This is a genomic window from Brevibacillus fulvus (genome assembly GCF_016908525.1).
Lineage (GTDB): Bacteria > Bacillota > Bacilli > Brevibacillales > Brevibacillaceae > Brevibacillus_G > Brevibacillus_G fulvus.
Map to the genome: position 1 here is coordinate 35,291 of NZ_JAFBEB010000002.1, position 11,701 is coordinate 46,991.

The following is an 11,701-nucleotide window of genomic DNA, read 5'->3' on the forward strand; positions in this document are numbered from 1 at the left end:
CGGCGTTCGGCATTTGTTCTAGGGCATCGAGCGGACGGCGAATTCAATCAGCAATGACAGCAGGGCGAGGATGCTCGTCAGCAGGGTGGTCACTTTTACGAGCTGAAGCCGTCCGGCGGGCAACTTGCCGGTTTGTTTGCCAAACCGGTGACAAACAAACCCTCCGGCAATGGAGCCAAGCCAAATGATCAGCCCTGGTACGGTTGTCAATTGCTCCCAGGAAAAAATCCAGTAATACAGAATGATCAAATGAATGACGATAAGCAGATTGGCAGTTGTTGTGGATAATCGAGAATTCATTGCGTCTCCTGTTCTTGTTCCATTACTGTGGTTGAGAAATCTTTGCCATGTAATCCCACCTTTTCGGCAGACTTTCGCGTTTTCCTTCTCATGTAGCGAAATAAATTTGGCGCTAACTGTATGCGGGCGCAATCCCCAACGCTTCCGCCAACCAAATAGGCAGATAAACGAAAAACAGATGAGCGGACAAAAGCATACGATACTGTAAGATTACAGTGTCCCCCTCTTTGGATAAGTCCAAGGAGGGGTTTTTTGTTTAGCCAAGGCAAGGCCATTTGTCATTTGTGGCGTTTGAGCGTGTTTTCGCTCGGGTATATAGGTATTGTTTTTATTTGGGAACAAGGACAGTATCTGTCCAGGTTGTTTTGTTACATTGATCATATCGGAGGAGGTGTGGGGAATCGGAGGCAGACAAACCGGTCAGCTCAAGACAATGCGGATGCTGCAGCTTTTCCAGCGTTTCCTGCAAGGTGAAGTGATCAGCAAGCAGCGGATGGCGCAATTTTTTCAAGTGAGCGAAAAAGCGATTCAAAGAGACATCGAAGATTTGCGCAGCTATCTGGCGATGATGTCTCATTATGATCAAGCCGTAGCGATTGAGTATGACGCCAAACAGAGAGGCTACCGGCTTCGGGGCGAACCGAACGGACAGTTAAACAGTTCGGAAGTGTATAGCATAATTAAAATTCTTCTGGAGAGCCGCGCTTTTTCCGGGGAGGAAATGAATCGCTCCATTGAAAAGCTGTTGCATCTGGTCAGTCCGGAGGAAAGCAAGCTGATTCAAGAAATGGTTCGCAATGAACGGTTTCTTTACGTGCCTGTTCAACATAACCAGCCGATGTTTCAAAAGATGTGGGATGTTGGCCGAGCGGTCCGGCAGCAAAGAAGGATGAAAATAGCCTACAAGCGGGTCGGCGATTCATCGCCGGTGATGAGGCTGGTCGAACCGGTCGGGCTGATTTTTTCCGAATTTTACTTTTACGCGCTTGCCTATCTCGATGGATATCCGCGGGAATTTCCCGTCATATACAGACTGGATCGCATTGAGTCGTATGAGTTGATGCCCGGACATTTTCACATCCCTGACCAACAGCGGTTTCAGGAAGGCGAATTTCGCAAGCGCGTGCAATTTATGCAGACGGGCCAACTGTTAACGATTACGTTTCGCTTCTGGGGCGCTTCACTGGAAGCGGTGCTCGATCGCTTGCCCAATGCCGTTGTGACAATGGATGGCGACACGGCGATCATCGAGGCCAAAGTGTTTGGCCGAGGCATCAAGATGTGGCTGCTCAGCCAGGCACAATACGTAGAGGTGGTAAAACCGGCTGAATTTCGTGAGGAATTAAAGCAGACGATCGAAGCGATGGCCACTCTATACAAAAACGGCGATACCCGCTCGACTGAGCAAGGAATGGACAAGGAGGCACCATGATGAACGCAACACAAATCGAGCAAGCGATTGCGGCTTTCCAAGACAAGGAGCTAAATACGCTTTGGGCAGAATGGAAAGAGATGGCTTTTGAACATTCAAATCGTCCCATGATTGTACTGGCGGGGATGGTCAAGTCAGGCAAAAGCACCTTGGCCAACGCCATATATGGCAAGCGGGATCATTTTGCCTCCGGAGTAGTGCGAACGACCGTGAAAAATGAGCAGGTGGAGTTTGGCAACGCCATTCTGGTGGATACTCCCGGGGTAAACGCAAACGACGAGGACACCCAAGAGGCGGAAAACGCCTATAAACATGCGGATATGATCTTGTTCGTACATAACTTGGTTGATGGTGAACTGCTTCGACAGGAAGTGGAATTTATTCAGAAGCTGGAAACGTATTTTCCGGAAAAAGACGGGTTTTGGCAGCGGGTTGTCTTTGCCTTCAGCAATGCCAGCCAGGTTGATAAAGAAAAACTGCCGGTTGTTCACGCAATGATCCAAAAGCAAATCGTTGGACTGTTTGGCAGGGAAATCGTCAGTTTCACCGTCGATTCGCTCAGTTTTCTCAAGGGCCAGGAAGAAAACAAACAACTGCTTGTCCAATCCAGCCAAGTGCCGAATCTGGTTGCGTATTTGCGGACGGCAGTGGAGCGGGGGATGGAACAAGGCGGTGAGTTGACAAGAGAGCGGACCGCGGGGAAACAAGAACAAATGGCGGAACGGCTGCAAATGTTTATTTTGAAAGATGAGGAAAAAGTCGAGGCTGTCTGTTCCGAACTGAACACCTTGCAAGAACGATTGCAAGCGCTGGAGTCTGCCAAACAGATCATCAACGGGAAGAAGGACGAATTTTCCAAATGGCTGGCCAATTACGCCTTTCCGAAACTGGAAGTTGAGCGGGTCTATTTGGGCGGCGATTACAGTTCGGGCTATAGCTACGGTTCCGAATACCAGGCCGAATCAGCGGCGGAGAAACATTTTATCAGCCGGTTTTACGAACAAGCGATGCCGGCGTTTTGCCAGCAGCGTAACCGTTTGTGCGGCCAGTATCAGGAATTGATCGCTTACCGGACAAATGCGAACAATCCAAGCTATCGGGTGATTGCTCAGGCGGAAGAATCGCTGAATCAAACCAGAGAGCGGTTGACGGCGATCTTGGCACAATTCGAACCGTTTCGCCTGGACGATGTTGCCATCGATATCAAAGCGCGTCCGGGCGAGCCGGATCGATGGCTGATGAAGACGGGGCCGTATCTCAACGATGGACGGACAGGCGCCTTTTACGAAGTGGACAGCAGTTCCTGGTACTTGAAGGCAAACGTCGATACCGATTACATGACGACCTATAAACGGGGGTTGTTCGGCGAAAAAGAAGTAGAGATCTACAATTATACATTTCGCGATGCGGTAAGGGATTTGGAAAGTGATTTGACCAGCAGTTTGAAAGCAGTGAATCACGAAGTATATAGCGAGTGCCGGAACGTGTTTAGTCAATTTTGCCGAGAAGTGGACAAAGAAGTGACAGCAAAGTGGGCCGAGTTGAACAACCAGCTGGAACGCAACCGCGCAGCTAGTGAGTCCGCGAGCATTCGACTGCAGAAACAGGCGGAAACGCAACTAAAACACCTTGAGGAAACACGCTTGCTGCAAGCAGCCGTCCTGAAATTGTAACGATTTATTCTGGGAGGAACAGATGTCATCACAAGAAATAGAAACGACCATTACCCAGTTTCTCGAAAGTGTCCGGTCTGTCGCAGAACAGTTGCAAGTTTTCCGGCTTGATGTGGAAAACCGGGAAGAACAGATCAAACGGATTGTCCAGGATTTGCAAACGTTGCTTACACAGATCGAATGGGAAAATGCGGAAAACGACAGCCAATTTCAAGAAATGCTGGCCGAGACGATTCGCTTGTATCGCGGCAAAGTGGACGAGTGGCTGAAGCTGGTGCTGCAACATATCGAGGGCAAAGAATTTATGAACCAGTTTGAAAAATCGATATTGCTGGTCGTCTTCGGGAATGTCAACACGGGAAAAAGCAGTTTGGGGAATTTCATCGCCGGAGTGCCGGAGTCGCTTCGATCCGTCTATCCGGAGGTGCCGCCCTTTTATGTCTACGAGTTCAGCCAAGCGGCAGATACCGCCCATCAACCAAAACTTCTGGCCGAAGGGAAATTCCAAGAAGGCGCAGTGGAAACGACGAGCTCCATCCAATATTTTACGCTGCAAAACGGTGTGACGTGGGTGGATACCCCGGGAATTCATTCGATCAACAGTTTCAATGAGGATTTGGCCAAAAAGTATGTCGACTTTTCCGATTTGGTGCTGTTCCTCGTTCCGTCCAGTTCACCGGGAAAAGCTGATGAAATCGATGAGTTGGAGCGGTTGATCAAAAAACAAAAGCCGCTGCTGGTGACGATCACCAAATCGGATCGAACGTATGAGGATGAGCTGGACGGCGAAATCATCACCGTGCTGGAGCCAAAAAGTCCGGCGGATCGCCAGGCGCAGGAAACGTACATCGCCGATGTTCTTAAGCAAAAGGGCATTGACCGGTTTATCAAGGACACTCGATTTGTCAGTATCTCGCCGAATATTGCCAAAAAGGCGTTGGCGGAAGCGGACCACGACTTGTTTTGGCAAAGCGGGATTCCGGCGTTTTACGAACAGATCGGCAGCGTGCTGACGCGGGATGCGGTAGAGCTAAAGACTAACCGCCCCCGACAGCAGATCAACAGTACGATCGACGAATTGCGGCATGGATTTGCGCTGAATCAGCAATCGGTTTCCGGCATCGGGGAAATGATGGAAGCGTTTCGCGCCATCTTGCAATCGATTGCGGACACCAGACAAAGGATGGCTCAACTGACGGAACCGATCATCAAAGACGTGCGCAACAAAAGCAGCTTGATGATGGATATTGAATTACGCAAACTCGCCTTTCAGTTTGATGAAGGAAAGGCGATCGGTTCGTCCGAGATTTCCAATCTGGTCGCATCGGTTGTTGTCTCCGCCCTGCAAGACGAACTGCCAAGGAAAGTCGGCAAAGTGTTGGAACAATTTCAGCTGGACCAAATGCAGCAATTGCATGTCAAGCTGGATGTCAAACTGGAAGCGCAGTACGAAAATATTGCGTATCAGGATTATTTGGTGAAGGAAGGATACCGCGATCCTCAAGGGGTGATTGAGCACATCGGTTCCTGGTTCGGGAAAAAGTACAAGACGACGCGGATCAAGACGGAAGAAAAACAAATGACGGTCAAAGTGGGCAACAATGTGCAGGAGATTGTCGCCGTGGTCAATCAGCGGTTGGATGAGATCATTCGGGAACGCGTGGAGCAGACCATGCAGGAGCTGAATCAGAAATATTTGAGCCAAAGCGAAACGATGGTCAAACATTTGCTGGACAAGCTGGCTTCCGTTGATCAGCAACTGACTACGCTGGCTTTTTAGGGGGACGGAAACCAATATGATGGAAAGCAAAATTCGTGATTATAAAAACGAGCTTCAGCAATATCTCTTGGAGCTGAAGCCGATTTATGAAAGGCAACAGCTGCAGGAACGGTACGCTGAATTGGAAAAAGAGATAACGGCCCAACTGGAAAAATACCAACCGAGCTTGATGTTCTACGGCATTTATAATGCCGGCAAAAGCAGCCTGCTCAATGCGATTTTCGCAGAGGCGATCGCGCCGGTGGGAGATATTCCGACCACCAGCGAGATTACCGCCTATAAATGGAACGGGTATGACTTGATTGACACCCCGGGAATCAACGGACCGGAAAGAGATTATAAGCTGTCCAAAAGCGAGCTCGTCAAACATGACGTCATTTTGTTTGTGATCGATGATAGCGATAGTTTCGACAACAAGCTGGTAGCGGAAGAGATTACCCAGATCATGCTGGCGGGCAAACCATTGATCGTAGTGTTGAACAATAAACAAGCGTCGCTCGATTCCGAAAGAATTCAGCAGGTTCGCAGCAAGCTTTATGCCAATATTCAAAGCGTAGCGACGGAGCAGCAACTCGACGAAGTGGACAAACGATACTCTTTTATCACGGTGAATGCGCTCTCCGGCTATAACGGCAAAGCCAATGAAAAAGCGTTGCTGGTTGAGCGGAGCCATGTGCAGGATCTTGAACGGCTGATTTTGCAAAAATTGAAGGAACAGGCAGGGGCCAGATTGCTGTTGCCCACCGTCGATATTTTGATTCAACGCATCCCATCATTGCAGCGTTCCCTGCAGCAACAGTTCAGTTCGGAAGAGGAAAAGAAACTGTTGGAACTGATTCAGGATATCTATGAAAAGAAAAATACGTTCGTTCAGACGCTGCAGCTGCAAATCAAACAGGAATTTCAGCAAGCTTTTCAACCCCTTTATCAGTTGGCAAGCAACGGCCAGGAGATTGATTCAGCTGTGAAACAACTTCATCAACGCATCAATGACAAGGTCAATCAGGAACTGGAAGCGGTCTTGTCCGATGTGACCGGCGACCTGGAACGATTTTACGAGAAACTGACGGTGGCAGAAGGCAGCATCATACTGAATCGCCCGGCTGACCGTTTCATTTCCGCGCAGCAAACCAATGCCCTGGAAGGTGCAGGCGATAAACAGCCGCAGCCGACGGTTGATAAAATCATCACGACCGCAATTGAAAAAACGGTTGTCACCTCGTTGGCCAAAGAGACGCTGCTGAAAACGGTCGAAACCGGAACAAAAGGACTAATCAAGACGACCGTTGGCAAAACGGTGATGAAACAACTGGGCTTGAAAAGTCTCGTTCCGGTGATCGCGCCCGTGTTGCCGGTCATTGAAGTCATTGTCCTCTTTTCGGTGCTCAAGGATATTGTCTCGTTGTTTCAAAATCAGGGCAGCAATGACGAACAGAAACGGGAAATGGAATACCGGGCGCAGGAGGCAAACCGTCAGCAACAGGAGGCGCTGGCGTCACGAATCAATGCGATGCAGGAGATCCGGATGCAGCTGCAAATTCAGTTGCAAAAGATGGAGGAAAATGTCCTGACAACGATCCAACAAGGAACGCAAACGATTTTTGACAACATCGTTGCGGAAGTCAAAGCCGATTTGCAACTCGTCGAACAAAAAAATGCGGAGTTGGAACATTCACTCAATCAGTTGCAACAATTTTTGTCCAATTTGGCGCTGTTGAAAGGTCAATTGGCGTAAAGAAGGTAGAGCATATGAGCAAAAACTGTAGCCCGTCGACGCGAATTTGCGCAATGTGTACACATTGGAACGGGGCGGCTGGCGGCAACCAGGTAAAGCCAAAAGCAGGCATGCGGCACGTGTGGGAGTATGAGCCGGAAGAACAGCAAATCTGCTATCAGACGCACTTCAACAAAAAAGCATGGAACAGCTGCAACAAATGGACCGCGAAGTACAGCTGACCGGTTATGCCTGCGAGAAAGCTGATCGAATGCTTCAACGGCAGGCGGCAGGAACAGCTTACACTTGCTATGCAGAAAATCGACAGTTGTGCTACAATAATTGAAAATCATAACAATCTGGAATCAGCAGGGCAACCAGCCCAGGCGATTGCAGGAGAGGTTCTAGCGCACCCTCTATAAAAAACTAAGGAACGGTATCTCCTTAGATACCGTTTTTGCTTTTTGTACGACGTGTGTTGCTCTTGGAACCTTTAAGCGGCCTGATGGAGTGCGGGCGAAAAGGGGAGGAGTCAAAAGATGACACAAGAAAAAGCGATTGTTGTATTCAGCGGCGGACAGGACAGCACGACTTGTCTGTTCTGGGCAAAGGAGCGGTTCCGCGAAGTAGAGGCGGTGACCTTTCAATATGGCCAACGCCACAAATTGGAAATTGAGTGCGCCGCACAAATTGCCAAGGAACAAAACCTCAAACATCACATCCTCGACATGTCGCTGTTGAATCAGCTGGCACCGAATGCCTTGACCAGACAGGACATTGCCATTGAAGAGAAACAGGGCGAGCTGCCGACCACCTTCGTCGATGGCCGCAATTTGCTGTTTCTCTCGTTTGCCGCCGTACTGGCCAAACAAGTTGGCGCCAAACATATCGTGACGGGCGTGTGCGAGACCGATTTCAGCGGCTATCCGGATTGTCGCGATGTATTCATTAAATCGTTGAATGTCACCCTTAATTTGGCGATGGACTACCCGTTTGTGATTGATACGCCGCTGATGTGGCTGTCCAAAGCGGAGACGTGGCAGTTGGCCGATCAGCTGGGCGTGTTTGACTATGTAAGAGAAAAAACGCTCACTTGCTATAATGGCATTATGGCTGACGGATGTGGCGAATGTCCGGCCTGTCGCCTGCGCAACAAAGGGTTGCAGGAGTTCTTGGCGCTGAAAGGCGGGAGCCGGCCGTCATGATGCAGCAAATTTACCCGTCCGTCGCCCATCCGTTTCGGTACGAGCTAAATAAAGACTTTCAGTTTGCCGCCGCCCATTATGTGCCCAGCGAGCTCGCCGGCAAGTGCAGCCGCGTGCACGGCCATACGTATTTTGTCAATTTGACGATCGCCGGCAACGAGCTCGATCAAACCGGCTTTTTGGTCGATTTTTCCGCCGTCAAGAAACTGATTCACGACCGGTTCGACCATACTTTGCTGAATGAGCATGCCGCCTTCTTCAGCGATGAAGACCCGGCCCGCTTTCCGACGACGGAAATCGTGGCCAAAACGATTGGCGAGCTGATACAAGCGTATCTTGACCAGACAGAAAACAAGCCGAAATGCGTGCAAGTTTTTTTACGGGAAACCCCGACCAGTTATGTCGTCTATCGGCCGTTTGCGGGAGGCGCTTATGACCGCTAATCGCATACCGGTAATAGAGATCTTTGGACCCACGATTCAAGGAGAAGGCATGGTCGTCGGGCAGAAGACGATGTTTGTGCGGACAGCGGGCTGCGATTACTCCTGTGCCTGGTGCGATTCCGCCTTTACCTGGGACGGTACAGGCAAGAACGAAATCCGCATGATGACTGCCGACGAGATCGTCGCCGCCTTGCGTGATACAGGCGGGGAGACGTTTTCGCATGTGACCGTTTCGGGGGGAAATCCGGCACTGCTGGCCCATTTGGATGAGCTGATCGCGCTGTTGCACAGAGAAGGAATCGAAGTGGCTTTGGAAACCCAAGGCAGTCGTTGGCAAGACTGGTTCTTGCAGATCGATCAGTTGACGATTTCCCCCAAACCGCCCAGCTCCGGAATGAACACCGATTGGGCTGTGCTCGATAACATCGTGGAATCGTTGACAGCCAATCGCCGCTCACTTAGCCTGAAAGTGGTCGTTTTCGACGAGGCGGATTGGCAGTATGCCTGCGGCGTTCACAAACGTTATCCGCATGTGCCCTTTTACTTGCAGCCGGGCAATGACGATTTGACGGAAGCCGACCCCGCTCTTTTGCTGGCGCGCTTGCTGGAACGGTACAAGGCGCTTGTCGACAAGACGATGGCTTCGGCGGAGTTGAGAGCGGTCAGGATATTGCCGCAGCTGCATACATGGCTGTGGGGAAACAAACGAGGAGTGTAAACAAGGGACGATTCCGTACTGCTTGTACAGGAATCGTCTTTTTTATGCCAATCCAACAGCGAGCCAGTCTCAGGCTTGTTGGCGTTTTTAGATGCAGGAAAAATAAGCGAACGAGAAACATACAATGGCATGTGGGCTGATCAGAAATCGTTCGAGCAAAAGCATCCGGCATCCAGCCGGTTTCTTTGATCCAAGCAGGTTTTCTGGTGACAAACCGGCAGATATGGCAGATAATGGACTGCAATAGTACAGCGTCATCGGGAAACAATTGGGACAATTCACAGGCAAGATCAACGCGGGAGGTTTGGGATGGACGAGAAAGATTGGCTGATGCTGCAATCGCTGGATAAGGAAAAAAGCTTGACGAAAGCAGCGGAACGGATGTATATTACGCAACCAGCCTTGACCTATCGGCTGCAGCAGTTGGAAAGACGCTTCGGCGTTCCGTTAATCGTGAAAAACGGAAAAGGCATTCGCTTTACACCGGAAGGCGAATATTTGGTGAGCTATGCGAACCGCATGTTGAGCGAATTGCGCAACACCCAAGATTATATCGTCAATATGCAGCAAGAAGTACAGGGGACGCTGCGGATCGGTGCTTCCCTTTATTTCGGAAAGTACAAGCTGCCCTATCTTCTCAAACGGTTTCTCGAGCAGTATCCAAAAGTGCAGATTCAGGTCGATACCGGGTACAGTTCGGAAATTTTTGAAATGCTGCTGCAGGAAGAGATTCAGGTTGGGATCATCCGCGGCGAATTTCAATGGCTGGATCAGCAGCATTTATTGCAGGAAGAGAGCATCTGCCTTGTTTCCAAAGAAGAGATCGACCTCGATCGGCTGCCCGCCTTGCCCCGTATCAATTACCGCCTGCCAAAACTGGCCGTAAAGCTTGGTGAGCCGATGTCCTTCTCATTGGCCCAATCGATTGATCTGTGGTGGCATGAACGGTATCAACAACCGCCGACGATCACGATGCAGGTGGACAGCTATGAAACTTGCAAGGTGATGGTCAAACTCGGTCTTGGTTACAGTATCATTCCCCGTATGTTTGTAGAGCCGGAAGAAAATTTGTTTACGGTTGACCTGAAATTAAGCAACGGACAACCGGTCACGCGAAAGACTTGGATGCTCTACCGGGAGGCAACGATGCAGTTTGCGGCGGTCCAGCATTTTGTCAATTTTCTCAAGGAGCACGAGATCTAAGAGAGCAATTTTTTTCGCAAGTCGACAAATGGCCAAAACTGGCGGCATCGATCGGATCAGAAGGGAAGGAAACAGTTGAACCGCTTGGGGAAAGTAGCTCAAGCGGTTCTTTTTCTATGCAGGATTTTATTGGTTATTCGGTTTATTGTTTGCGGTCAGCTCATTCCGATCCACAGCTTGAGGCGGCTGCTCCATCCACCCGTGTTGAATCAAGATATTTGCGCCATCCTCGACATAATTCCCCACTTCGACGATAAACCGCGCATACTTTTCCGCTACATCGTGTCTGGGACTCATCGACATTGCGTTTCCGTAGGCTCGGATCCTGACAGCGTACATATCCAGCTTATGAAACAGCATCAGGCGATCCGAAAACGGTGCAGTTGTGGAGGTCGTGACCAGCGAGTCAAAGATGGGAGGTGAAGTCAATCCTTCCGTTTGCATGATTTCGCGAAAAGCATCGTAATGTTTGCTGGCAAGTTCGATCCCCCGGCGGAAATAAGCTTTCGCTTGAGCCGATTGGGCCACCTGACTGAAAGCGATCAAAACCGCTCTGCTTGTCGCGTTATTTTCCAGGTTATCGTGCAAATGCGTTATTTCCAGCGCTTGCAGCGGTCTGACAGGGCCGAAAAATCCGTTTAAATAGCTATGTTTCGTAATCGTATCCACTTTCGTAGGGTACGGAATGTAGGGCGGCTTTGTGATCAGCCCTTTTTTCTCTAATAATTGGTTGACCTGATTGAGAAATTTTACCGTCAAGTCGATCAATTGTGTAAAAAACGACCGAACGTCCGGCCTGGACACCAAGGGGATAGCGATACTGTACAGGCTTATTCCTGCCTTTCCGACATATTTCAGGTATTGCAGGTAAAAGTCGTCTTCAAACAATCGCGGTGCATTTACATTGACGTCTTGGGCCGTAAAACCTTTGGGCACAGGAAAATTGTCCTGAACAAAAATGTCTTTGATCGTTTGCACAAACTGCTTTGACAGACTGATTGCGTCTTCCAACACTGCTTTTATTTCTGCATCTTCAACGTGATTCAGCATATAGCTCAACACGCAGATGGACATCGTGTTCCCCACATAAGTGACCCAAAGCTTGCCTTGCTCGGCGGAAGTCAATTTTTCTTTTTTGCTGTCCGATTGCTTTGGACGTAACGTTTCTGGCAGCATCGTTTCCACTCTGAACCCTCCGTTCGATCATTTGTTTCTATGTTGACCAATTATCAG

General features: G+C 49.6%; 11 protein-coding genes and 1 riboswitch. Of the genes, 9 read left to right on the top strand and 2 right to left on the bottom strand.

Annotated features, from left to right (window positions below; translation table 11 throughout):
- Positions 1-18 precede the first annotated feature (18 nt).
- A complete protein-coding gene (locus JOD01_RS03535) occupies positions 19-300 on the bottom strand; it encodes a hypothetical protein (protein WP_204516868.1) in 282 nt (93 codons plus the stop codon).
- A gap of 391 nt (positions 301-691) precedes the next feature.
- On the opposite strand from JOD01_RS03535, the gene JOD01_RS03540 reads away from it, so the two are divergent.
- The 9 genes from JOD01_RS03540 (at position 692) to JOD01_RS03580 (ending at position 10,468) form a co-directional block, all read left to right on the top strand.
- Positions 692-1,732, top strand: a complete 1,041-nt coding sequence (locus JOD01_RS03540; RefSeq protein ID WP_338028517.1) for a helix-turn-helix transcriptional regulator — start codon at positions 692-694, stop codon at positions 1,730-1,732.
- Positions 1,732-3,405: a GTPase gene (locus JOD01_RS03545; RefSeq protein WP_204516869.1), complete on the top strand. Its 1,674-nt coding sequence runs from the start codon at positions 1,732-1,734 to the stop codon at positions 3,403-3,405. Before JOD01_RS03540 ends, JOD01_RS03545 begins: the two co-directional genes overlap by 1 nt.
- 22 nt (positions 3,406-3,427) lie before the next feature.
- Positions 3,428-5,185: a dynamin family protein gene (locus JOD01_RS03550; RefSeq protein ID WP_204516870.1), complete on the top strand. Its 1,758-nt coding sequence runs from the start codon at positions 3,428-3,430 to the stop codon at positions 5,183-5,185.
- Between the two features lie 16 nt (positions 5,186-5,201).
- Entirely contained in the window at positions 5,202-6,920 is a 1,719-nt protein-coding gene (locus JOD01_RS03555) for a GTPase (protein ID WP_204516871.1), read from the top strand.
- Between the two features lie 14 nt (positions 6,921-6,934).
- Entirely contained in the window at positions 6,935-7,141 is a 207-nt protein-coding gene (locus JOD01_RS03560; RefSeq protein ID WP_204516872.1) for a hypothetical protein, read from the top strand.
- 150 nt (positions 7,142-7,291) lie between these two features.
- Positions 7,292-7,335, top strand: a riboswitch (PreQ1 riboswitch).
- A 103-nt stretch (positions 7,336-7,438) separates the two neighbouring features.
- Positions 7,439-8,104 carry a 7-cyano-7-deazaguanine synthase QueC gene (gene queC, locus JOD01_RS03565; RefSeq protein WP_204516873.1) on the top strand — a complete coding sequence of 222 codons (666 nt, stop codon included), beginning with the start codon at positions 7,439-7,441 and terminating at the stop codon, positions 8,102-8,104.
- Positions 8,101-8,547: a 6-carboxytetrahydropterin synthase QueD gene (queD, locus tag JOD01_RS03570; protein ID WP_204516874.1), complete on the top strand. Its 447-nt coding sequence runs from the start codon at positions 8,101-8,103 to the stop codon at positions 8,545-8,547. Before queC ends, queD begins: the two co-directional genes overlap by 4 nt.
- Entirely contained in the window at positions 8,537-9,265 is a 729-nt protein-coding gene (gene queE, locus JOD01_RS03575; RefSeq protein ID WP_204516875.1) for a 7-carboxy-7-deazaguanine synthase QueE, read from the top strand. The genes queD and queE overlap by 11 nt, the downstream gene beginning before the upstream one ends.
- A 309-nt stretch (positions 9,266-9,574) precedes the next feature.
- The gene (locus tag JOD01_RS03580) at positions 9,575-10,468 is read left to right on the top strand and encodes a LysR family transcriptional regulator (protein ID WP_204516876.1); all 894 of its coding nucleotides are present in this window, start codon (positions 9,575-9,577) and stop codon (positions 10,466-10,468) included.
- Between the two features lie 126 nt (positions 10,469-10,594).
- On the opposite strand, the gene JOD01_RS03585 is transcribed toward JOD01_RS03580, so the two are convergent.
- The gene (locus tag JOD01_RS03585; RefSeq protein WP_204517207.1) at positions 10,595-11,644 is read right to left on the bottom strand and encodes a DUF3231 family protein; all 1,050 of its coding nucleotides are present in this window, start codon (positions 11,642-11,644) and stop codon (positions 10,595-10,597) included.
- Between the last annotated feature and the right edge of the window lie 57 nt (positions 11,645-11,701).